The following is a 20,983-nucleotide window of genomic DNA, read 5'->3' as shown; positions in this document are numbered from 1 at the left end:
CGGTCACCCGGCGATCTGCATGACGTCGTCGATCATGATCTTGGTGGTGTCGATGCCCCCGAACACGACGTACCAGGCGGTGGGGTCGAGGTAGACGACGTGGTCGTCCTGGTGGGCCTTGGTCTGCTCGACGATGTCGTTGTCGAGCACCGCCGCGGCGGCCTGCGCACCCTCGGCACCGGTGGCGGCGTCCCGGTCGACGACCCACAGGTAGTCGGGGTTCGTCTCGAGCAGGTACTCGAAGGAGACCGGCTCGCCGTGCGTGGCGGCGGCGATGTCCTCCACCACGGGCTGGACGCCGAAGGCGTCGTAGATGAGGCCGCCCCGCGCGCCACGGCCGGTGTCACCCTCGGCGGCCGGGGCCATCGCGCTGAGCTCGCCACCGGAGACCATGAGGCCCAGGCCCGTGCCCGCGTCGGCGGTGACGGCCCGCGCCTCCTCGATGCCCGCCTCGATCGCGGCGATCGCCGCGGCCGCCTCGTCCTCGGCACCGAGCACCTCGCCGAGGAAGGTGGCGTTGCGCTCGAGGGTCTCGGTGTACGAGCCCCGCAGGCTGAGGTCGACGGTCGGTGCGATCTCGCTGAGGTCCTCGTACAGCGCCGACGAGCGGCCGCCGATGATGATGAGGTCGGGCTGCTGCGACTCGATCTCGATGATGTCCGCCTCGAACAGCGTGCCCGCGTTGAAGGCGTCGTCGGCGAGGTACTGCTGCAGGTAGTCCGGCACCGAGTCGAGCGGGGCCCCCGCGACCTCGCCGCCCAGCGCGCCGATGGTGTCGAGGCTGGCCATGTCGAGGACGACGATGTCCTCGGGGTTCTTCGGGACCTCGACCGAGGTCTCCTCGAACCGGGGGTCCTGGTCCTCCGCGGCGACGTTCCGGTCCCAGGTGAAGGAGACGGTCTCGGCCCCGGCAGTGCCGGCCGCGGCTTCGGTGGCGTCCTCGCCCTCGCCGCAGGCCGACAGGGCCAGGGTGGTGGCCACGGTGAGGGAGAGGGCGGCCAGCGGCCGGGCGGCGGTACGCATCGTGCTCCTGGAAGAAGGGAAGGCTTGGCTTACTGAGGCTGGCCTAACCTGTCACACCGCCCGTCGCTGCTGTCAACCGGGTCCCCCGGGTTGAGACGTGGGTCACGAGGGCAGGGGAGGGGCATGGAGAAGCGCACCCTCGGAGACCTCGTGGTGTCCGCCCAGGGGCTCGGCTGCATGGGGATGAGCGAGTTCTACGGCACCGGTGACCAGGCCGAGGCCGAGGCCACCATCCGCCGCGCGCTCGACCTCGGCGTCACGTTCCTCGACACCGCGGACATGTACGGGCCGTTCACCAACGAGCGACTGGTCGGCCGCGCGATCGCCGGCCGCCGCGGCGAGGTGGTGCTGGCCACCAAGTTCGGCAACGAGCGCGGCGAGGACGGCTCCTTCCGCGGCATCAACGGCCGGCCCGACTACGTGCGCCGGGCCTGCGACGCCTCGCTGCAGCGGCTCGGCGTCGACGTCATCGACCTCTACTACCAGCACCGGGTGGACACCGCGGTGCCGGTCGAGGACACCTGGGGCGCGCTGCGCGAACTGGTCGAGGCCGGCAAGGTCCGGCACGTCGGCATCTCCGAGGCCGCGCCGGAGACCATCCGCCGCGCGCACGCCGTCACCCCGGTGACGGCCGTGCAGACCGAGTACTCGCTGTGGACCCGCGACCCCGAGGACGACGGCGTGCTGGCCACCTGCGCCGAGCTCGGCATCGGGTTCGTCGCCTACTCCCCGCTCGGCCGCGGCTTCCTCTCCGGGCAGATCCGCAGCCTCGACGACCTCGCGCCCGACGACTTCCGCCGGCGCAACCCGCGGTTCCAGGGCGAGGCCTTCGCCCGGAACCTCGAGCTGGTCGACCGGGTCCGCGAGATCGCCGACGAGAAGGGCGTGACCGGCGGCCAGCTGGCGCTGGCGTGGGTCATGGCGCAGAGCGGCCGCGATCGGGGCGACGGCGCGAACCCCACGATCGTGCCCATCCCCGGTACCAAGCGGGTGGGCTACCTGGAGGAGAACGCCGCAGCCGCCGACGTCCGGCTGTCCGACGACGACCTGCGCCGCATCGACGAGGCCGCACCTGCCGGCGCCACCGCCGGGGACCGCTACCCGGACATGTCCTCCGTGCACCGCTGAGCCGGCTCCGGCCGTGCGAGGACCGCGGCGACGTGCTCGCGGGCCGGGCCGAGCAGCCGCTCGCACACCTCCGACCAGGCCTCCCGCATCTCCGCACCGGGCCACCCCGCCGGCCGCAGCGCGTCGGGCAGCACCGGGTCGGCGGTGCTGGTGCGGCGCACCGAGGCGAGCGCGCGCAGGTGGGTGACCAGTGCCTGCGGGCCGTCGGGGGTCGGCCCGGCCAGCACGGCGCGCAGCCGGGCGATCTCCTGGCGGTAGGCCGCAGCGACGCCCTGCAGGTCCCAGCAGCGGGCGGCGAGATCGGTGTCGGAACAACCGGTCTCCTCGGTGACCTGGGCGGTGAGGAGGTCCAGCCGGCTGATCGGCTCCCCGGCCAGCTCGATGCGGACGTCGTCGAGGGCCACCCGGTGCGGCGAGAGCCAGGTGGCCGGGGCCAGGGGCCCGAACCCGTGCCGGGCGAGCGTGCGCCGCACCCGCTCCCGCGCCGACCGGTCGGTCTCGGGCACGGTGTAGATGACCATGCGCCAGCGGCCGTCCCACGGGCCGAGCCGCTCGTCCAGGCGGGTCCAGCGCGTCCTGACCGAGCTCCGCAGCACCTCCGTGGGGGTGTAGAGGGTCTCCCGGCCGCGGCGTGAGGCGGCCAGCCACCCGTACCGGCGGAGGGTGGCCATGGTCATGCGCGACGTCGGTTCGGCGACGTGGAAGTGCTCCAGCAGCGCCACCAGGGCCTGCAGCCGTACCGGCTCGTCGGTGACGGCGTCGATGTGGTGGGAGAAGAGGTCGACCACGAGGTCGCGGACGGTCATGACGATCCTTTCGGCGCAGCCCCTGCTGAGCGCGCCCGCGTGGTGTTCGGTCCGGGGCAGGGCGGCGCCCGGGTCGTCTCCCCCACGCGGGAGGATGACATCCGTGTCCACCGCCGTTCCCGCGAGGTCCCCCCGGTGAACCCGGTGCTCGTGGGAGCGGTGACCGTCGTCGCCGCCGCGGTGGCCCTGGCCGGCCTGGCCTCGACCGCGGCGCGGCGCCGGATCGGCCTGCTGCACCTGTGGGGGACGGCGGTGCTGGAGCTGTTGCTGCTGGTCCAGGCGGTGCTCGCCATCGCCCTGCTGGTGGGCGGGGAGCGCCTGGCGGACACCCCGACGTTCCTCGGCTACCTGGGTGGCATCGTGCTGCTGCCGGTCGCCGGCGGGCTGTGGGCGCGGTCGGAGCCGACCCGCTGGGCGGGCACCGTGCTGGCCGTCGCGGCCGGGGCGGTGGGGGTCATGATCTGGCGGCTGGTGCAGCTGTGGGAGGCGACGGGTGGCTGAGGTGGAACGGGCGGACGGCGCGACCGCGGGCGGGCCGGGGCGGGTGCTGGTCGCCGTCTACGGCGTCTTCGCCCTGGCCGCGGGCGCGCGGGCGGCCGTCCAGCTGGCCACCCGGTTCGACGAGGCGCCGGTGGCCTATCTGCTGTCGGCGCTGGCCGCCGTCGTCTACGTGGTGGCCACGGTCGCCCTCGCCCGCGGCGGGCGGCGCACCGCCCTGGTCGCGTGCTCGGTGGAGCTGGCGGGGGTGCTGGTCGTGGGCACCCTGTCGCTGCTGGACCCGGCCGCCTTCCCCGACGAGACGGTGTGGTCGGCCTACGGTCGCGGCTACCTGTTCATCCCGCTGGTGCTGCCGGTGCTCGGCCTGCTGTGGCTGCGCCGGCAGGCCCCCGCCCGCGCCGTCCCGCGCTGAGGGCCGGGGCTCCACCGCCGTGGGACCCCGGCCGGGTCAGAAGTCGCCGCCGCCGAAGTCCCCGAAGTCGCCGCCGAAGTCCCCACCGCCGCCGTCCCAGCCGCCGGCCTCGGCACCGCCGGCGAAGTCGCCGCCCGGATCGCCCTCGCCGCCGCCGCCGTCGGCGAGACCCGCGGCGTAGGCCTCCTCGTCGCCGCCGCCGAACAGGCCACCGTCCCCGAGGCCGGTGTCGAACAGCGCGTCGGCGACCGCCGTCCCGACCACCAGGCCGCCGACGGTCCCGAGCAGGCTGGCGCCCATCATGCTGCCGAAGCCGGGGCCGTACCCACCGCCGTAGCCGCGCCCGTACCCGCCCGGGCCGCCGCCCGGCCCGTAGCCGCCGAAGGCCCGCTCCAGCGTGCCCGGGTGGCGCACCTCGGCCCGCGTCGCGGCGCGGGCCAGGCTGCGGGGGTCGTCGCCCGGAGCGCGCTCACCCGCGGCGCTGAGCTGGTCGAGGACCTGCCGCCGCTGCTCGGGGGTGAGCTTCGCGAACGCCTCCGCGTGGGCCTCCTCGATCTGGTCCGGTGGTGCGGTGCGCAGCAGGTACCGGTAGCGCTCGATGGCCCGCTCGTCCTCCGAGCGGGCGGGCGGTGCCGGCGTCGCCCGGTACCCGTCGTAGCCGCCGGTGCTGTCGTAGCCGCCGGAGCTGTCGTAGCCGCCGGAGCGGTCATAGCCGGCGTAGCCGGGCGCGTAGCCCTCGTCGTCCCGCCGGTGGCGGCGGCCGAAGAGCCGGTCGAGCAGTCCCATGGCGATCGTCTCCCTCCAGGCGCTGCACGACGTGGGTTCCCGCCCGCGCCGTCCCCACACCTGCCGAGGGCCCCGGGTCAGCCGCGCGGGCCCTCCAGCAGGCTGTAGGAACCGCGGTGGAACAGCAGCGGACGGCGGTGGCCGTCGGCGCCGAGGTCCAGCACCCGGGCGGCGACGAGCGTGTGGTCACCGCCGTCGTACTCCGCCCACAGCTCGCAGTCGATCCAGGCGACGACGTCGTCGAGGACCGGCCGGCCGAGCCGGCTGGGCCGCCAGTGGACGCCGGCGAACTTGTCGCCGCCGGAGCGGGCGAACGCGGCGGACAGGCCGTCCTGGTCCTCGGCGAGCACGTTCACGCAGAACCGGCCGAGCTCACGCAGCCGGGGCCAGGTGCGCGAGGTCCGCGCGGGGGCGAAGACGACCAGCGGCGGGTCCAGCGACAAGGAGCTGAACGACTGGCAGGTGAAGCCGATGGGCTCGTCGTCGTCCAGTGCGGTGACCACGGTGACCCCGGAGGCGAAGTGCCCGAGCACCTCGCGCATGAGGGCCGGGTCGACGACCTCGACGACGCCGTCGGGCGGGGAACCCGGCTCGTTCATGGCCTCCAGCCAACCACGGGCCGCGATCAGCCGACGGCCGCGGTGCGGGGCACCGACCGGCCACCGGCCCGGTACAGGGAGCTCGGCAGGTCGTGCCCGACCGCCTGCTCGGTGACGCGGGCCGCAGCGAGGACGGCGTCGAGGTCCAGGCCGGTCCGCACGCCGGACTCCTCCAGCATGTAGACCAGCTCCTCGGTGGCGATGTTGCCGCTCGCGCCGGGGGCGAAGGGGCAGCCGCCGAGGCCGCCGACCGAGGAGTCGAGCTGGGTGACGCCGGCCTGGACGGCGGCCAGCGCGTTGGCCTGCCCGGTACCGCGGGTGTCGTGGAAGTGCACACCGACCGGCACACCCGGGCAGGCGCGGCGGACCGCGTCGAGCAGCTGGACCACCCGCAGCGGTGTCGTCGTCCCGATCGTGTCGCCGAGGCAGAGCGCGTCGGCGCCGGCAGTGACCGCGGCCCGGGCGACGTCGACGGTGCGGGGGATCGGGGTGCGGCCGTCGAACGGGCAGTCCCAGGCGGTGGCGATGACGACCTCGAGCGAGCCCCCGGCGCCGTGGGCCAGGCCGGCGACCTCGCCGACCGCGCCGAGCGCCTCCGCGGTGGAGCGCCCGGCGTTGGCCCGGCTGTGGCCGTCGGAGGCGGAGACGACGTACTCCAGGTCCGCCACGCCGGCGTCCACGGCGCGGGTCGCGCCGCGCGGGTTCGCCACGAGGGCCGACCAGTGCACGTCGCCCCACCGGGACAGCTCGGCGGCCACCTCGTCGGCGTCGGCCAGCGCGGGCACAGCCTTGGGGGAGACGAAGGACGTCGCCTCGATCCGCCGGACTCCGGTGGCCACGAGCGCCTCCAGCATCTCCAGCTTGGCCTCGAGGGGCACCGGCGCCTCAAGTTGGAGGCCGTCGCGCATGCCCACCTCGCGGATGTCCACAGCGGCCGGCAGGACCAGATCGAACTCGTTCACGGCACACCTCTCACACGCCCGGGACTCCATCCTGCCCCGTCTGGAGGTTCCACGTGGAACGGTGCGGGGAACAGCAGCACGTCGAGGACCTGCAGCAACGGGCGGGTGCACCCGCAGGATGTCCGGTACGGAGGTGGGATGTGACGAACATGGTGGGCACGCTGCCCCCGGCGGACCGCGGCAGCGCGTTCGCCAACGCCCCCATGGGCATCGTGCTCGCCACCCCGTCCGGTCTCCTCGTCGACGCCAACCCGGCCTTCACGACGATGCTCGACCGGAGCGCGGAGGACCTCTACGGCGGCTCGGTGCTCGACCTCGTCCACCCCGATGACCGGACGGCGGCCCAGGAGGCCTACGGCGAGCTGATCTCCAAGCACCGGACGATGCGGCACGAGACCCGGCTGCTCCGGGCCGACGGCCGGGTGGTGCCCGTACAGCTCACGTCCTCGTGGGTCGAGGGGACCCCCGACGGGGACCCGCCGCACCTGGTGGCCGTCGTCGAGGACATCACCGAGCGCAAGGCCCTGGAGGCGGCGCTGGTGCACCGGTCGCTGCACGACCCGCTCACCGGGCTGCCCAACCGCATCCTGTTCGGCGACCGCCTCCGGCACGCCCTGGAGCGCGGCCACCGCGAGCGCACCCCCACCTGCCTGCTGGGCATCGACCTCGACGGCTTCAAGGAGATCAACGACCGGTACGGCCACCCGGTCGGCGACGCGGTGCTGGTCGGCTTCGCCGAGCGGCTGACCTCGGTGCTGCGCGCCAGCGACACCGCCGCGCGCGTCGGCGGCGACGAGTTCAGCATCGTGTGCGAGAACAGCGAGCGGGCCGACGCCGAGGCGCTGGTCGACCGGCTGCGACACACCCTCACCGAGCCGTTGACCGTCGACACCGTCACCATCCCGCTGGGCATGAGCATCGGCATCGGCACGGTCGCGGGGGGCACCGACCCGGAGCTGGGCTACGAGCTGCTGATCCGGGCGGCCGACGACGCCATGTACGCCGACAAGGGCGCCCGACGGCACTGAACGGTCACGGTCCCCCTGCCGCTCAGTGTGCCGCCGGCTGCGGCTCCCGCGGCGCAGGCGCGGTCGACACGGGGCTCAGCTGGGCTCCCTCGACGTCGAGGTCGGGGAGGACGCGGTCCAGCCACCGCGGCAGCCACCAGGCCGACCGCCCGAGCAGGGCCAGGACGGCGGGGACGAGCGTCATCCGCACCACGAAGGCGTCCAGCAGGATGCCCACGGCCAGGCCGAAGGCGATGGCCTTGACGATGACGTCGTCGATGGTGACGAAGCTGGCGAACACCGAGAACATGATCAGCGCGGCAGCGACCACCACTCGCGAGGCGTGGCGTGCGCCGGCGAGGACGGCCGCCCGTGGAGCGGCGCCGTGCACGTACTCCTCGCGCATCCGGGAGACGAGGAAGACCTCGTAGTCCATGGCCAGACCGAACAGCACCGCCATGAGGATGACGGGCATGAAGCTGATGATCGGCCCCGTCGTCGGGACGCCGAAGACGTCGGCCAGCCAGCCCCACTGGAAGACCGCCACGACCGCGCCGAACGAGGCGCCCACCGACAGCAGGAACCCGACGGCGGCCTTGATCGGCACGAGCACCGAGCGGAAGACCAGCAGCAGGAGCACGACCGCCAGGCCGACGACGACCAGCGCGAAGGGCAGCAGCGCGTCGTCCAGCCTGTCGGAGACGTCGATGGCGATGGCGGTCTGGCCGGTGACGGCGACGTCGGCACCCGTCTGCTGCTCCAGCTGCGGCGCGAGGTCGCGCAGTGCGGTGACGAGGTCACTGGTCGCCTCGTCCTGCGGCCCGCTCTCCGGGATGACGGTGACCAGGGCCGCCGTGCCGTCGGGCAGGACGTTCGGGACGGCGTAGGCGACGTCGTCCAGGCCGCCCTCGAACTGCCCGGGCGTCTGCGTGGGGGTGCCGCCGACGGCGAGGGCGACCTGCCCGGCGGCCTGCTGGGCGGTGGCCGGGTCGAGGCCGTCGACGAGGACGACCAGCGGGCCGTTGAGGCCGGGGCCGAAGGTCTCGCTGATCAGGTCGTAGGCCTGCCGCTGGGTGGTGTCCTCGGCGGCGGCGCCGTTGTCGGGGAGGGCGAGCTGCAGCTGCGCGGCGGGGAGCGCCAGCACGCCGAGGCCGATGACGCTCAGCAGCACGGTGACCAGCGGGCGGCGGGTGACCAGGGCGGCCCAGCGCTCGCCCATCGACCGGCGGCCGCCGTCACCGGCCGCGAGGGCGGCCTCGCGCAGCGCGGCCCGCGAGCCCGGCTTCGGCGCCAGCCGGCGTCCGGCGAAGCCCATGAGGGCCGGCAGCAGGGTCAGCGCGACGGCGACGGCGACCAGCACGGTCGCGGCCGCGGCCAGGCCCATGACGCTGAGGAAGGGGATGCCCACGACCGAGAGCCCGGCGAGGGCGATGACCACGGTGAGGCCGGCGAAGACGACCGCCGTCCCGGCCGTGCCGGTGGCCCGCGCGGCGGACTCCTCCGGGTGCATGCCCGCCGCCAGCTGGCCGCGGTGCCGGGAGAGGATGAACAGCGCGTAGTCGATGCCGACGGCCAGTCCGATCATCAGCGCCAGCGTCGGGGCGGTGGACGACAGCGAGATCAGGCTGGAGACGCCGAGCAGCCCGCCGAGGCCGACGCCGATGCCGACGATCGCCGTCAGCAGGTTCATGCCGGCGGCCAGCAGCGATCCGAAGGTGAGCACGAGCACCAGCACGGCGACGGCGACACCGACGAACTCCGTCGGGCCGATCTGGACGCCGGTGGTGCCGAAGGCGTTGCCGCCGACGGCGACCTCCAGGCCCGCGTCCTCGGCCGCGCCGGTGGTCTGCTCGAGCGCGTCGAGGCTGCCGGCGTCCAGGTTCTCGCGCGGGACCTCGTACTCGACGGTGGCCAGCGCGGCCCGGCCGTCGGGGGTGATCGCCTGGCTGGTGAACGGGTCGGCGACCGCGGCGACCTGCGGCGCCTGCGCGGCCTCGGCCACGACCTCGGCGATCGCCGACTGGTAGCGCGGGTCGGCGAGGGTGGCCCCCTCGGGCACGGCGAAGACGATCTGCGCGCTCGCCCCGGCTGCCTCCGGCTGCAGCTCGGCCAGCCGGTCCAGTGCGGCCTGGGACTCCGACCCGGGGATGGTGAAGGTGTCGTCGAACTCGCCGCCGGCGGTGACCAGGACGGCGACGACGCCCGCGAGCACCGCGACCCAGATGGCGGCGACGAGCCGGCGGGAGCGGTAGGCGGCCCGGCCGAGCCGGGCGAGGAGTGTTGCCATGGGTGTCGGGTCTCTCCGGATCAGTCGGATACGGCCGCGCGCAGCAGGAGCAGCAGCGCGGTGTGCTCGAGGTCGGGGGCGCCGTCGAGGTCACCGTCGGTGATCGACCGGAGGACGGTGCCCTCGTGCAGGGCGAGCAGGATGCGGGCGAGCTGGTCCGCGGGCACCGCGAGGCGCAGCCCGGTGCGGGCGGCTGCCCCCTCCACCAGCGCGGTGACCTGCGCGTGCATGGCGGCGGCGTGCTCGCGGAGAGCGGCAGCGGCCTCAGGGTGCCGGGCGGCGTGCAGGGCGTACTCGGTGTGCACGAGCACCCAGGTGCGGTCGGCGCGGAAGGTGTTCAGGCAGCGCTCGACGGCCGCCGCGACCGGGTCGTCCTCGGACTCGATGCCGGCGAGCTGCTCCTCGACCCGGGCCAGCTCCCGGCTGGTCTCCCGCGTGTAGAGGGCGGCGAACAGCTCGTCCTTGGTGCGGAAGCTGGAGTAGAACGCGCCCCGCGTGAAGCCGCCGCGGCGGCAGATGTCCTCGACGCTGGCGGCGGCGAAACCCACCTCGGCGAAGGTCTCCAGCGCCGCGTCGAGCAGCCGCTCCACGGTGACCGCCCGCCGGCGCTTGGGCCGGTCGAGGTCGGGTCCGCGCACGATGCACGACTGTATCGGATACGTCCGTGTATCGAACTGTGGCGTCGGTCGCCCCGCGTGTCAGGGGCCGGTCGGCCGCCCTCCACCGTGCGGAGTGCGGCGGGGGCTCAGCCGCGCCAGGCGGTGACGACGTCGGTGAAGGCGGCCGCGGCCTGCTCGAGCTCGGCGAGCTCCACGTACTCGTCGACGGCGTGCATGACCGCCGGCGTGCCCGGCCCCCAGACCACGATCGGGGCGCCGCCGACGACCTGCCCGAGCACCGAGGCGTCGGTGAAGTACGTGGCGGGGGTCGGCAGCACGGGCGCCGCCAGCGAGGTGACCCACGGGTCGTCGGCGGGCGTGCCGACCGGCGGGAGGTCGACCCGCACGTCGACGTCCGCCACCTCCGGCTGGCTGCGCCACCAGGTCAGCAGCTCGTCGCCGTCGGCGACGGTGCGCATGTCGACGACCACCTCGGCTCGGTCGGGGACGACGTTGGGCACCGTTCCGCCGGCGACGACGCCCGGGTTCCACGTCTCGGTGCCCAGGAACGGGTCGGTGCGGAACGGCAGCGCGCCCCCGGCCCGGCCCAGCAGCGTCGCGAGGTCGAGGACGGCGTTGTGCCCGCGCTCGGGGGTGCTGCCGTGCGCGGCCCGGCCCGCGGTGCGGACGGCGAGCCACAGCGCGCCCTTGTGCCCGAGGACCACCTGGTTGCCGGTCGCCTCGGGCACGATCACCGCCCCCACCGACTGCTCGGCGACCGCGGCGGCCGCGGCCTCGGCTCCCTTGGAGCCGATCTCCTCGTCGCTGGTGAGCAGCAGCGCGACCGGGGTCCGGGGGTCGGCGGTGGCGAGCGCGGCGGCCGACGCGACCACCCCGGCCTTCATGTCGCTGCCGCCGCGGCCCCACACCCGGCCGCCGTCGAGCTCCGCGCCGAACGGGTCGCGGGACCAGGCACCCGGGTCCGGCACGGGGACGGTGTCGACGTGGCAGGCCAGCAGCAGCTGCCGGCGGCCGGGGTCGGTGGGGGTGCGCAGCAGGGTCCACGGGTGGTCGGGGTCGCGGCCCTCGGTCACGTCCAGGTGCGGCGCCCGCTCCCGCAGCACCTCGGTCAGCGCGCCGAGGGTGTCGCGCTGGGCGGCAGCGTCCCCGGAGACCGTCGTCCGGCCGACCAGCTCCCGTACCAGCGCCGTCAGGTCCAGCCCACCGCCCGTCGCCGTCGTCATGGCCCGATCGTCGCCGGATCTCCGGGGAACCGCTGGGTCAGCCGCCGTGTCACCTCCCGCCCAGCGCCGCGGTGACGACGGTGCGGGCCTCCTCCTGCACGCGGGCGAGGTGGTCGGGGCCCCGGAAGGACTCCGCGTAGACCTTGTAGACGTCCTCGGTGCCCGAGGGTCGGGCGGCGAACCAGGCGTTCTCCGTGGTGACCTTGAGGCCGCCGATCGGGGCGTCGTTGCCGGGCGCGCGGGTGAGCTTGGCGGTGATCGGCTCCCCGGCCAGCTCGGTCGCCGTCACGTCCTCGGGGGAGAGCTTCCCCAGCGCGGCCTTCTGCTCCCGGGTGGCCGGCGCGTCGACCCGGGCGTACGCGGACTCCCCGTACCGGGCGGTCAGCTCCGCGTGCAGCTGGGACGGCGAGCTGCCGGTCACCGCCTGGATCTCGCTGGCCAGCAGGGCGAGCAGGATGCCGTCCTTGTCGGTCGTCCAGACGCTGCCGTCCCGCCGGAGGAACGACGCCCCCGCGGACTCCTCGCCGCCGAAGCCGACCGACCCGTCGAGCAGCCCGGGCACGAACCACTTGAAGCCGACCGGCACCTCCACCAGACGCCGGCCGAGGCCGGCGACCACCCGGTCGATGAGGGACGACGACACGAGCGTCTTGCCGACGGCGGTGTCGGGCGACCACCCGTCGCGGTGGGCGAACAGGTACGAGATGGCGACGGCGAGGAAGTGGTTGGGGTTCATCAGCCCGCCGTCGGGGGTGACGATGCCGTGCCGGTCGGCGTCGGCGTCGTTGCCCGTGGCGATGGCGTAGTCGGCACGCTTGCCGATGAGCGAGGCCATGGCGCTGGGGGAGGAGCAGTCCATGCGGATCTTGCCGTCCCAGTCCAGCGTCATGAACCGCCAGGTGGGGTCGACGAGCGGGTTGACCACGGTGAGGTCGAGGCGGTGCCGCTCGGCTATCGCGCCCCAATAGTCGACGCTGGCGCCGCCGAGGGGGTCCGCGCCGATCCGGACCCCGGCCTCCCGGACGGCGTCGAGGTCCAGCACGCCCGGCAGGTCGCCGACGTAGTCGCCGAGGAAGTCGTGGGCCTGCGCCGCGGCCCGCGCGCGGGAGAACGGGATCCGCTCGACGCCGTCCAGTCCGGCGCGCAGCAGTTCGTTGGCGCGGTCGGCGATGGTCTTCGTCGCGTCGGTGTCGGCCGGGCCGCCGGACGGCGGGTTGTACTTGAAGCCGCCGTCGCGGGGCGGGTTGTGCGACGGGGTGACGACGATGCCGTCGGCCAGGCCGGTGGTCTTCCCCCGATTGGCCCGCAGGATGGCGTGGCTGACCGCCGGTGTCGGGGTGTAACGGTCGGCGGCGTCGACCAGCACGGTGACGTCGTTGGCGGCGAGCACCTCCAGCGCGCTGGCCCACGCCGGCTCGGACAGCGCGTGGGTGTCGCGGCCGACGAACAGCGGCCCGTCGTACCCCTGAGTCGCCCGGTACTCGCAGATCGCCTGGGTGGTGGCGAGGATGTGCGCCTCGTTGAAGGCCGCGTCGAACGCCGACCCACGGTGCCCGCTGGTGCCGAACGCCACCTGCTGCGCCGGGTCCGTCGGGTCGGGCTCCAGCGTGTAGTACGCGGTCACCAGCGAGGCGACGTCGATCAGGTCGCTGGAGGCGGCGGTCTGTCCGGCACGGGGGTCGGTCATGGCGCTGATCGTGACGTGTCCCGGCCCCGGTGGCGAGCCCGGCGCCCACCCTCGGCGGTGAGGAGTGCTCAGAACCGGCCCGGGCGGCGGCCCGGGAGGCTCAGCCGGTCCGCGGGGCGTACATGATCACCGCGACGCCCAGCAGGCATATCAGGGCGCCGACGACGTCGTACCGGTCGGGACGGAAGCCGTCGGCGACCATGCCCCAGGCCAGCGAACCGGCGATGAAGACGCCGCCGTAGGCGGCCAGGATGCGACCGAACTGCGCGTCCGGCTGCAGCGTGGCCACGAACCCGTACAGACCGAGCGCGATCACGCCTGCGCCGATCCACAGCCATCCGCGGGACTCCCGCACGCCCTGCCACACCAGCCAGGCGCCGCCGATCTCGGCGACCGCGGCCAGCACGAACAGGAGCACCGACCGCGTGACCGTCACGACCCCACCGACTCCCGGTCGTCCCGCTGCTCCACCGTGGCCAGGAACCGCTTCACCGTCTCCAGGAAGACCGCCGGCTGCTCGGAGTGCACCCAGTGACCGGCGTTCTTGACCCGCACCAGCCGGGTGTTCGGGCACAACTCGTCCATGCGCTCACGGTCCTCGGGCAGCACGTAGTGCGAGTTGGCGCCGGCGATCCACAGCACCGGCCCGTCGTACTGCGCGCCGGGCGGCGGCTCGGGGAACCCCCGCAGCTCACCCAGGTCGCGCTCCAGCAGCTCCAGGTTCAGCCGCCACCGCCAGCCGCCCCCCTCGCCCAGCCCCTCCCGGACCAGGCTCTGCAGCAGGAACGAGCGGACCATCCGGCTCGGGACGGCGGACCGCAGCGCGGCGTCGGCGTCCTCGCGGCTGGTCAGGGAGTCGAGGTCCAGGGCGCGCATCGCGGCGATGTAGGCCCCGAACGGGGAGGCCTCCTCGTCCTCGTCGTCGGTGCGGCCGCCGGACACGGGGTACTCGGTGGGCGCGATGTCGACCACGACCAGCGCGCGCAGCAGCTCCGGGTGGCGCAGTGCGAGCTGCAGCGCGACCTTGCCGCCCATCGAGTGCCCCACGAGGGTCACCGGCTCGCCAAACGACTCCAGCTCGGCGGCGACCATCTCGGTCATGTCCACGTAGTCGACCCGGTCGGTCCACGGCGAGTGCCCGTGGTTGGGCAGGTCGAGCAGGGTGACCCGGTGGTCGGCCGACAGGCCCCTGGCGATCGTCGTCCAGTTCTTGCCCTGGCCGAACAGCCCGTGCACGAACACGACGCGCGGGCCGGCGTCCCCCAGCGTCCGGGCGTGCAACCGCTCGTCGGAGTTCGTCGTCACCCGGCGATTCCACCACCTCCGCACGCCGTCCCGACCTACCGTCACGCCTGACCAAGCCACTGGTCGGCTTCCGCGCCCCGGTCCGCTCCTCGCTCGTGCCTCGCTGCGATGCTCCCGGGGCCGTCAGCCGACGAAGCCACTGGTCGGCTTCCGCGCCCCGGTCCGCTCCTCGCTCGTGCCTCGCTGCGATGCTCCCGGGGCCGTCAGCCGACGAAGGGGGAGCACACCCATGCCCGGACGGCGCCGCCGGACGACCACCCGGTCCACCAGCACCACTCGCAGCAGCACCACCCGCACGAGCACTCCCGCGCGGCGCAAGCCGGCGACCCGCCGCGCCGCGAAGCCGGCTCCGGAGCGGCCGGTCGCCGGGCCGGGGGAGCGGGTGTGGGTGCTCGCCGTCCCGTTCCGGGCCCCGGCACCGGGCGCGCAGTGGCGCGCGGACCTGCAGGCACACGTGTGGGTCGGCCGCGAGCTGCCGCCGGAGCTGGCGCCCTACGACCCGGCCCCGTACACCTTCGAGCGGTTCCTCGAGGACGAGCTCAACCCGACGCCGCGCCCGGTCCCCGCCGGCCGGCCGATGACCCCGCGGGACGAGCAGCTGACCGGCGCCGCGGCGGTCACCGCCTCCGCGAAGGCCGGGCACCGGGTCTTCCTGCTCGGCGACGACCCCGGCGTCGGCAAGACCGGCACGGCGGTCCTGGCCGCCCGGGAGGTCGCCGCCCAGCGCGGCGGGCGCACCGTCCTGGTCGTGGCCGACCGTCCGGCCGCGATCACCATCCCGCACTGGACCCGCTCGATCGCCGGCTTCGGGGACGGCGGGCTGCGCTGGTGCGTCACCACGTGGGACCGCCTCGCCAAGGTGGGCAAGCTGCGGTTCGACGTCGTCATCGCCGACGAGGCGCACATGGTCCGGCACACCACCACGCAACGGTGGCGGGACTGGAAGGCGGTCTCCGGCGCCGGCCGGGTCAAGGACGCGCCGTTCGTCATCGCGGCCACTGCCACCCCGGCGCACACGCCCCTCGAGCTGCCCTACCTCGCGCCGCAGTTCGCCCAGCGGCACGGCGAGCCACTGCGCGCCTGGTCCGACCTGCCCGGCCGGCTCGCCGAGCACGGGTTCCACGTGGAACGCGGACGCTACGGCTGGGCCTGGACCGAGGACGCCGACGAGCGCCGCGCCGACCTCACCCGGCTGCAGAGCTGGCTGGCCGACGGCACGCCGCCGGCGACCCTGCACCGTCCGGCGCCGTGGGGGCCGGTCTCGGTGACCGGGACGCCGGTCGCCCTGACCCCGGCCGAGCGGGCCGCCTACGACTCCGAGTGGCAGGAGTTCCGGGCCGAGATGCAGCTGGCCCGGCGTGCCCGGCAGAGCGCCCGGGGCCGGGCCGCGCTGCTGCGCTTCCGGCAGAAGGCCGGCCTGATCCGGGCGCAGGCGACCGTCGACTGGGTGAAGGCCCAGGTGGAGGCCGAGCGACAGGTGGCGGTGTCGGTGGAGTTCGTCGAGACGGCGGCCGACCCGATCCGCGAGGCCCTGCTCGACTCCGGCATCGCGGTGGCCGGCATCTACGGCCGCGACCGGTTCGACGTCGAGGCCGAGCGACTGCGCTTCCAGACCGGCGCCGCGCCGGTGTGCGTGTTCACCGTGACCGCGTCGATCAGCCTGCACGCCGGGGAGCTGCTGCCCTCGGGCGCCGCGGCGTCGCCCACCCCGCGGGTCGGCCTGTTCCACCAGCCCCGGTTCTCCGGCATCCAGGCCCGGCAGGTCACCGGCCGCACCCACCGCGACGGGCAGGTCTCCCCGTGGCGGGTGGCCTTCGCCGAGGACACCGTGGAGGAGCAGGTGGCGCGGGTGATGGTGGAGCGGCTGGCGGTCAGCGGCTCCACCGCCGGCGCGGACACGTCGTCCCTACGGGAGATCGCCGAGCTGCTGGACGCCGACTGGCTGCCGGCCACGGCCCTGACCGACGCCTGAGGTGACCGGGCCGCGTCAGCCCGGCGCGACGGCGGACCGCGCCGCGCGCGAGGTCCAGCCCTGCTCCCGGAGCCGGTCGACCCCGTCGAGGAGCAGGTCGAGCGCGAACTCGAACTCGAACTGCTCGTCGCAGCCGCCACCGACGCCGGAGAGGTCCCCCTGGGTCGCGGCGACGGCGATCTCCAGGACGTGCGGGTACCGCTGCGCGAACTCCGCCTCCCTGGCCTGCTGCTCCTCCGGGCTCGGCGCCGGCGACTCCGCGCCGCGCGGCTCGTCGAACAGCTCCGGGCTGAAGCCCCAGATGCGGTTGCCCAGCGCGTGCATCACGTGGTGGGTCAGGTCGGCGGAGAAGCCACCGGCGCGGAACGTGCCGGCCACGGCGTCCATGTAGCCCAGCACCGCAGGGGTACGGCGGGTGCGCGACTCGATCGCCTGCCGCGCCCAGGGGTGCCGGAGCACCGCGCGGCGCGCCGAGAGCACCCGCCGGCGGACGGCGGCCTTCCAGTCGAGATCCGGGTCCGGGGGCTCGAACTCGCCGATGACGACGTCGACCATGCCGTCGAGCAGCTCGTCCTTATTCGCCACGTGCTTGTAGAGGGCCATCGGGACCACCCCGAGTTCCTGGGCGAGCCGCCGCATGCTCACCGCGGCGATGCCCACCTCGTCGGCGAGCGCCACCCCGGCGCGCAGCACCCGCTCCCGGCTGAGCGGAGCGCGCCGCACGCCATCTCCCTGCTGAGCCATCCGCCACCTCCGTCCTCCCCGAGGGTAGGCCTTGACGGGTGTACGCCGTACACCTAGCGTCTCCGCAGGGGGTGTACGCCGTACACCCCGCCGAGAGGAGCCCGTCATGAGCCCACAGAGGAGGTCCGCGGTCGTCGCGGGGACGTTCTTCGTCGTCGCGGCGGTGACCGCGGTGGTCGCGCTGGCGCTCTACCAACCACTGCTGGGCGATCCGGCCTACGTCCTCGGCGCCGGGGCCGACACCCGCGTGCTCTGGGGCGCCCTGCTCGAGGTCGTCCTCGCCGCCTGCTGCATCGGCACCGCGGTCACGCTGTACCCGGTGGTGAAGCGGCAGGACGAGGGTGTCGCGCTGGGCTACGTCTGCGGTCGCCTGCTCGAGGCGGCCGTCATCGTCGTCGGGGTCGTCAGCGTCCTGGCGGTGGTGTCCCTGCGCCGGGGGACGACAGCCGGGGGAGTGCCCGGAGGGGCGGACGACGGGGCGCGGGTCGCCGTCGCCGAGGCGCTCGTCGCCCTGCACGACTGGACGTTCCTGATCGGTCCCGGCCTGGTGATCGGCGTCAACAGCCTGCTGCTGGCCCACCTGGTGTACCGGTCGCGGCTGGTGCCGCGGTGGATCGCCGTCCTCGGTCTCGTCGGCGGCCCGGTCGTCCTCGCGTCCTCGACCGCCGTGCTGTTCGGCCTCTACGAGCAGGTCTCCACGGTCGCCGGGCTCGCCGCGCTGCCCGTCACCGCCTGGGAGATGAGCCTGGCCGTGTACCTCGTCGCGAAGGGCTTCCGGCCGTCCCCCGTCCTCGTGCCCGGCCCGGTCCCGCCGGTCGCGCGGTCCGCGGTGACCGCCGCCGCCTGAGCGTCCAGCTGTTAGGTTCGACGGCGGAAGTGACACGGGGTGTCCCCCGCGGGGGGCTGAGAGCACACCCGTCGAACCTGCTCCAGTTCGTACTGGCGAAGGGATGTCACGGCGTGGATGCCGACGACCTGCGCGCGGCCCGGGCGGCCCTGCGCGCCACCACCCCCCTGGTGCACTGCCTGACCAACACCGTCGTGCAGACGATCACCGCGAACGCGCTGCTGGCCGCCGGCGCGGCACCGGCCATGGTCGACGCCCCGGAGGAGGCCGCCGACTTCGCGGCCGTCGCGTCCGCGGTGCTGGTCAACGTGGGCACCGTGCACGCCCGCACCGCCGAGGCCATGCGCCGGGCGGCGCGGTCGGCGGTCGCGGCCGGCACCCCGTGGGTGCTGGACCCGGTCGCCGTCGGCGGCCTCGTCTACCGCACCGAGCTGGCCACCGAGCTGCTCGAGCACCGGCCCGCGGTGGTGCGCGGCAACGCCTCGGAGGTCATGGCGCTGGCCGGTGCGGGCGGCGGTGGCCGCGGGGTGGACAGCACCGCCGGCGCCGACGCCGCCGCGCCGGCCGCCGCCGAGCTGGCCCGCCGGACCGGCGGTGTGGTGGCCGTCAGCGGCGAGGTGGACCTGGTCACCGACGGACGGCGGACGGTGCGCGTGGGCGGCGGCTCGGCGCTGCTGACCCGCACCACCGGCGCCGGCTGCGCCCTCGGCGCGTTGGTGGCGGCCTACGTCGCGGCCACCGGGAACGCCTTCACCGGCGCCGTCGCCGCGCACGCCCACGTCGCGCTGGCCGCCGAGGTCGCCGCCGACCTCGCCGACGGCCCGGGCACCTTCGCCCCGGCCTGGCTGGACGCGCTCGACGCCCTCGACGGCGACTCGCTGGCCCGCGCCGACCTCCGGGAACACCGGTGAGCCGGTTCGACCCCACCCTCTACCTGGTCACCGACACCGCGCTGTGCTCCCCGCGACCGGTCGCCGACGTCGTCCGCGCCGCGGTGGCCGGCGGCGTCACCGCCGTCCAGGTACGCGACAAGACGGCATCCCGCCGGGACCTGCTGGCGCTCACCCGGGCGGTGCAGGCGGCACTCTCCGACCGGCCGGACGTGCCGGTCGTGGTCAACGACGCCGTGGACGTCGCCCTGGTCGCCGGCGCCGACGGCGTGCACGTGGGCCAGGACGACCTGCCGCCGGGGGAGACCCGCGCACTGCTGGGTCCGGGTCCACTGCTGGGGGTGAGCGTCTCGTCGGCGGCGGAGCTGGACGCGGCGCTGGCCCTGCCCACCGGCACCGTCGACGTCGTCGGCCTCAGCCCGGTGTGGGCCACGCCGACGAAGCCGGACGCCGCACCGGGGCTCGGCCTCGAGGGTGCCTCCGCGCTGGCGGCCGCGGCCCACGCCGGGGGCCTGGTCGCGGTGGCGATCGGTGGGATCGACGCCGCGCGCGCGGCCGACGTGGCACGCACCGGGGTCGACGGGATCTGCGTGGTCTCGGCGGTCTGCGCCGCGGCCGACCCCGAGGCGGCTGCCCGCGCCCTGCGTGCCGGGATCGCGGCCGGCCGGCTCGCGGAGGCGCACCGGTGAACCGGCCGGGCGTGCCGGTCGCGCTCACGGTGGCGGGCAGCGACCCCAGCGGCGGCGCCGGCATCCAGGCCGATCTCAAGACGTTCAGCGCCCTCGGCGCCTACGGGACGGCGGTGCTGACCGCCCTCACCGCGCAGAACACCCGCGGGGTGACCGGCGTCCACCCCGTCCCGGCGGAGTTCGTCGCCCAGCAGCTGCACACGCTGCTCGACGACGTCCCGGTGGACGCCACGAAGCTCGGCATGCTGGGGACGGCGGAGGTGGTGGCCGCGGTCGCCGAGGTCCTCGCCGCCCGCCCGGTCGGCCCGGTGGTCTGCGACCCGGTCATGGTCTCGACCAGCGGTCACCGGCTGATCGACGAGGCCGCGGTGGACGCCGTCCGCAGCACGCTGCTGCCGCTGGCCGACCTCGTCACCCCCAACGTGCCCGAGGCCGCGGCCCTGCTCGACACCGCGCCCGCCACCGACGTCGACGGGCTGGTCGCCCAGGGCGAGGCACTGCTGGCGCTCGGGCCGCGGGCGGTGCTGCTCAAGGGCGGTCACCTGGGCGGGCAGGAGAGCGTCGACGTCCTGGTCACCGCGCGCGGCGCCACGCCCACGCGGCGGCCCCGGGTGGCGACGACGGCCACCCACGGCACCGGCTGCACGCTGTCCTCGGCGCTAACCGCCCTCGCCGCGGCGCGCGGCGCCGACGACTGGCTGCCCCTGGTGGAGCGGGCGCGGGACTACCTGCAGGCGGCGCTGGGCGGCGGGGCCGAGCTGGAGATCGGCTCCGGCGCGGGGCCGGTCCACCACTTCGCCGGCATCTGGCCGCCGTGAGCTCGTTCGGCGAGCGGGCCTGGGCGGCGACCGCCGGGCTGCGGGCGGCGATCGACGACCTGCCGTTCCTGGCGGAGCTGGGATCGGGCACCCTCGCCCCGGCCGCCTTCCGGTACTACCTGGAGCAGGACAGCCTCTACCTGGCCGACTACGCGCGGGCGCTGGCGCTGCTCGGTGCGCGCGCCCCGGACTCCGCCGCCGCGTCCTTCTGGGCGACGTCCGCGGCCACGACCGCGACGGTGGAGCGCCAGCTGCACGCCGACCTCCTCGGGGCCGAGCTGCCGCCCGCCGACCGCCCGGCCGGCGAGCCGGTGCACTCGCCGACCTGCCTGGCCTACGTCTCCTACCTGGTGGCGACGGCGGCGACGGCTCCGTACGCGGTGGGCGCCGCCGCCGTGCTGCCCTGCTACTGGGTGTACGCCGAGGTCGGCGCGCGGCTCGCGCGGACCGCCGCGCTCGTGCCCGGGCACCCGTACCGCCGCTGGGTGGCCGCCTACGACACCCCGGAGTTCCAGGCGGCCGCCCGGGGGGCCCGGGCGCTCGTCGACGCGGCCGCGCGCGCCACACCCGGTACCGAGGCGGCGATGCAGCGCGCGTTCGTCGTCGCCACCCGGTACGAGCTGGAGTTCTGGCGCTCGGCGCACGAGCGGGAGACCTGGCCGGATCCGCTCCTCTGACCG

The 20,983-nt window shown here is 75.2% G+C and carries 22 protein-coding genes and 1 riboswitch; of the genes, 10 read left to right on the top strand and 12 right to left on the bottom strand.

Features of this window, described 5'->3' with window-relative positions:
- Nucleotides 1-3 precede the first annotated feature (3 nt).
- Nucleotides 4-1,023 carry a siderophore ABC transporter substrate-binding protein gene (locus tag CRP39_RS16990; protein WP_097207545.1) on the bottom strand — a complete coding sequence of 340 codons (1,020 nt, stop codon included), beginning with the start codon at nucleotides 1,021-1,023 and terminating at the stop codon, nucleotides 4-6.
- Between the two features lie 123 nt (nucleotides 1,024-1,146).
- Here CRP39_RS16990 and CRP39_RS16985 point away from each other — a divergent pair, with 123 nt between their 5' ends.
- Nucleotides 1,147-2,151: an aldo/keto reductase gene (locus tag CRP39_RS16985; RefSeq protein ID WP_097207544.1), complete on the top strand. Its 1,005-nt coding sequence runs from the start codon at nucleotides 1,147-1,149 to the stop codon at nucleotides 2,149-2,151.
- On the opposite strand, the gene CRP39_RS16980 is transcribed toward CRP39_RS16985, so the two are convergent.
- Nucleotides 2,121-2,957, bottom strand: a complete 837-nt coding sequence (locus CRP39_RS16980; protein ID WP_097207543.1) for a PaaX family transcriptional regulator — start codon at nucleotides 2,955-2,957, stop codon at nucleotides 2,121-2,123. The genes CRP39_RS16985 and CRP39_RS16980 overlap by 31 nt on opposite strands.
- A 135-nt stretch (nucleotides 2,958-3,092) precedes the next feature.
- On the opposite strand from CRP39_RS16980, the gene CRP39_RS16975 reads away from it, so the two are divergent.
- Together CRP39_RS16975 and CRP39_RS16970 are read left to right on the top strand one after the other, a co-directional pair.
- Nucleotides 3,093-3,458, top strand: coding sequence for a hypothetical protein (locus tag CRP39_RS16975; protein WP_097207604.1), 366 nt, complete (start codon nucleotides 3,093-3,095; stop codon nucleotides 3,456-3,458).
- Nucleotides 3,451-3,867, top strand: a complete 417-nt coding sequence (locus CRP39_RS16970) for a hypothetical protein (protein WP_097207542.1) — start codon at nucleotides 3,451-3,453, stop codon at nucleotides 3,865-3,867. The genes CRP39_RS16975 and CRP39_RS16970 overlap by 8 nt, the downstream gene beginning before the upstream one ends.
- A 36-nt stretch (nucleotides 3,868-3,903) precedes the next feature.
- Here the strand turns inward: CRP39_RS16970 and CRP39_RS16965 are convergent, their stop codons facing one another.
- From CRP39_RS16965 to CRP39_RS16955, 3 genes are all read right to left on the bottom strand, one after another.
- Nucleotides 3,904-4,653: a hypothetical protein gene (locus tag CRP39_RS16965; protein WP_097207541.1), complete on the bottom strand. Its 750-nt coding sequence runs from the start codon at nucleotides 4,651-4,653 to the stop codon at nucleotides 3,904-3,906.
- Nucleotides 4,654-4,730: 77 nt separating this feature from the next.
- Nucleotides 4,731-5,252, bottom strand: a complete 522-nt coding sequence (locus tag CRP39_RS16960; protein ID WP_097207540.1) for a flavin reductase family protein — start codon at nucleotides 5,250-5,252, stop codon at nucleotides 4,731-4,733.
- 26 nt (nucleotides 5,253-5,278) lie between these two features.
- Nucleotides 5,279-6,214, bottom strand: coding sequence for a hydroxymethylglutaryl-CoA lyase (locus CRP39_RS16955; RefSeq protein ID WP_097207539.1), 936 nt, complete (start codon nucleotides 6,212-6,214; stop codon nucleotides 5,279-5,281).
- Between the two features lie 149 nt (nucleotides 6,215-6,363).
- Here CRP39_RS16955 and CRP39_RS16950 point away from each other — a divergent pair, with 149 nt between their 5' ends.
- Entirely contained in the window at nucleotides 6,364-7,242 is an 879-nt protein-coding gene (locus tag CRP39_RS16950) for a sensor domain-containing diguanylate cyclase (RefSeq protein WP_172442490.1), read from the top strand.
- Nucleotides 7,243-7,264: 22 nt separating this feature from the next.
- On the opposite strand, the gene CRP39_RS16945 is transcribed toward CRP39_RS16950, so the two are convergent.
- The 6 genes from CRP39_RS16945 to CRP39_RS16920 form a co-directional block, all read right to left on the bottom strand.
- Nucleotides 7,265-9,508, bottom strand: coding sequence for an MMPL family transporter (locus CRP39_RS16945; RefSeq protein ID WP_097207537.1), 2,244 nt, complete (start codon nucleotides 9,506-9,508; stop codon nucleotides 7,265-7,267).
- 20 nt (nucleotides 9,509-9,528) lie between these two features.
- Nucleotides 9,529-10,146 (bottom strand): TetR/AcrR family transcriptional regulator, encoded by a 618-nt coding sequence (locus tag CRP39_RS16940; protein WP_097207536.1) that lies wholly within the window; start codon nucleotides 10,144-10,146, stop codon nucleotides 9,529-9,531.
- A gap of 107 nt (nucleotides 10,147-10,253) precedes the next feature.
- Nucleotides 10,254-11,351 (bottom strand): M20 family metallopeptidase, encoded by a 1,098-nt coding sequence (locus CRP39_RS16935; RefSeq protein WP_216359777.1) that lies wholly within the window; start codon nucleotides 11,349-11,351, stop codon nucleotides 10,254-10,256.
- Between the two features lie 49 nt (nucleotides 11,352-11,400).
- Nucleotides 11,401-13,038: a phosphoglucomutase (alpha-D-glucose-1,6-bisphosphate-dependent) gene (pgm, locus tag CRP39_RS16930; RefSeq protein WP_097207535.1), complete on the bottom strand. Its 1,638-nt coding sequence runs from the start codon at nucleotides 13,036-13,038 to the stop codon at nucleotides 11,401-11,403.
- 100 nt (nucleotides 13,039-13,138) lie between these two features.
- Complete coding sequence (locus CRP39_RS16925) at nucleotides 13,139-13,474, bottom strand: YnfA family protein (RefSeq protein WP_097207534.1); 336 nt, start codon at nucleotides 13,472-13,474, stop codon at nucleotides 13,139-13,141.
- Entirely contained in the window at nucleotides 13,471-14,343 is an 873-nt protein-coding gene (locus CRP39_RS16920) for an alpha/beta fold hydrolase (protein ID WP_097207533.1), read from the bottom strand. The genes CRP39_RS16925 and CRP39_RS16920 overlap by 4 nt, the downstream gene beginning before the upstream one ends.
- A gap of 229 nt (nucleotides 14,344-14,572) precedes the next feature.
- Here CRP39_RS16920 and CRP39_RS16915 point away from each other — a divergent pair, with 229 nt between their 5' ends.
- Complete coding sequence (locus CRP39_RS16915) at nucleotides 14,573-16,315, top strand: DEAD/DEAH box helicase (RefSeq protein WP_097207532.1); 1,743 nt, start codon at nucleotides 14,573-14,575, stop codon at nucleotides 16,313-16,315.
- A gap of 15 nt (nucleotides 16,316-16,330) precedes the next feature.
- Here the strand turns inward: CRP39_RS16915 and CRP39_RS16910 are convergent, their stop codons facing one another.
- Nucleotides 16,331-17,038: a TetR/AcrR family transcriptional regulator gene (locus CRP39_RS16910; protein WP_245853926.1), complete on the bottom strand. Its 708-nt coding sequence runs from the start codon at nucleotides 17,036-17,038 to the stop codon at nucleotides 16,331-16,333.
- Nucleotides 17,039-17,165: 127 nt separating this feature from the next.
- Here CRP39_RS16910 and CRP39_RS16905 point away from each other — a divergent pair, with 127 nt between their 5' ends.
- The 5 genes from CRP39_RS16905 (at nucleotide 17,166) to CRP39_RS16885 (ending at nucleotide 20,980) form a co-directional block, all read left to right on the top strand.
- Nucleotides 17,166-17,906: a DUF4386 domain-containing protein gene (locus tag CRP39_RS16905; protein ID WP_097207530.1), complete on the top strand. Its 741-nt coding sequence runs from the start codon at nucleotides 17,166-17,168 to the stop codon at nucleotides 17,904-17,906.
- A 25-nt stretch (nucleotides 17,907-17,931) separates the two neighbouring features.
- A riboswitch (TPP riboswitch) is annotated at nucleotides 17,932-18,027 on the top strand.
- On the top strand, nucleotides 18,020-18,817 hold the full coding sequence (gene thiM, locus CRP39_RS16900) for a hydroxyethylthiazole kinase (protein ID WP_097207529.1): 798 nt from the start codon (nucleotides 18,020-18,022) through the stop codon (nucleotides 18,815-18,817). It overlaps the preceding riboswitch by 8 nt.
- Nucleotides 18,814-19,485, top strand: coding sequence for a thiamine phosphate synthase (thiE, locus tag CRP39_RS16895; RefSeq protein ID WP_097207528.1), 672 nt, complete (start codon nucleotides 18,814-18,816; stop codon nucleotides 19,483-19,485). The genes thiM and thiE overlap by 4 nt, the downstream gene beginning before the upstream one ends.
- Nucleotides 19,482-20,303, top strand: coding sequence for a bifunctional hydroxymethylpyrimidine kinase/phosphomethylpyrimidine kinase (gene thiD, locus CRP39_RS16890; RefSeq protein WP_245853925.1), 822 nt, complete (start codon nucleotides 19,482-19,484; stop codon nucleotides 20,301-20,303). Before thiE ends, thiD begins: the two co-directional genes overlap by 4 nt.
- Complete coding sequence (locus tag CRP39_RS16885; RefSeq protein ID WP_216359776.1) at nucleotides 20,300-20,980, top strand: TenA family protein; 681 nt, start codon at nucleotides 20,300-20,302, stop codon at nucleotides 20,978-20,980. Before thiD ends, CRP39_RS16885 begins: the two co-directional genes overlap by 4 nt.
- Nucleotides 20,981-20,983: the final 3 nt, after the last annotated feature.

The sequence above is a fragment of the Geodermatophilus sabuli genome (assembly GCF_900215145.1).
Lineage (GTDB): Bacteria > Actinomycetota > Actinomycetes > Mycobacteriales > Geodermatophilaceae > Geodermatophilus > Geodermatophilus sabuli.
Note: the sequence above shows the minus strand (reverse complement) of the source record. Positions and strands in the feature narration are given on the sequence as shown.

Excerpts from the sequence above, each read along its gene's own strand:
- CRP39_RS16945 (WP_097207537.1), bottom strand. The coding sequence starts at position 9,508 with ATGGCAACACTCCTCGCCCGGCTCGGCCGGGCCGCCTACCGCTCCCGC.
- CRP39_RS16985 (WP_097207544.1), top strand. The coding sequence starts at position 1,147 with ATGGAGAAGCGCACCCTCGGAGACCTCGTGGTGTCCGCCCAGGGGCTC.
- pgm (WP_097207535.1), bottom strand. The coding sequence starts at position 13,038 with ATGACCGACCCCCGTGCCGGACAGACCGCCGCCTCCAGCGACCTGATC.
- CRP39_RS16915 (WP_097207532.1), top strand. The coding sequence starts at position 14,573 with ATGCCCGGACGGCGCCGCCGGACGACCACCCGGTCCACCAGCACCACT.
- CRP39_RS16960 (WP_097207540.1), bottom strand. The coding sequence starts at position 5,252 with ATGAACGAGCCGGGTTCCCCGCCCGACGGCGTCGTCGAGGTCGTCGAC.
- CRP39_RS16980 (WP_097207543.1), bottom strand. The coding sequence starts at position 2,957 with ATGACCGTCCGCGACCTCGTGGTCGACCTCTTCTCCCACCACATCGAC.
- CRP39_RS16965 (WP_097207541.1), bottom strand. The coding sequence starts at position 4,653 with ATGGGACTGCTCGACCGGCTCTTCGGCCGCCGCCACCGGCGGGACGAC.
- CRP39_RS16950 (WP_172442490.1), top strand. The coding sequence starts at position 6,364 with ATGGTGGGCACGCTGCCCCCGGCGGACCGCGGCAGCGCGTTCGCCAAC.
- CRP39_RS16905 (WP_097207530.1), top strand. The coding sequence starts at position 17,166 with ATGAGCCCACAGAGGAGGTCCGCGGTCGTCGCGGGGACGTTCTTCGTC.
- CRP39_RS16935 (WP_216359777.1), bottom strand. The coding sequence starts at position 11,351 with ATGACGACGGCGACGGGCGGTGGGCTGGACCTGACGGCGCTGGTACGG.
- CRP39_RS16990 (WP_097207545.1), bottom strand. The coding sequence starts at position 1,023 with ATGCGTACCGCCGCCCGGCCGCTGGCCGCCCTCTCCCTCACCGTGGCC.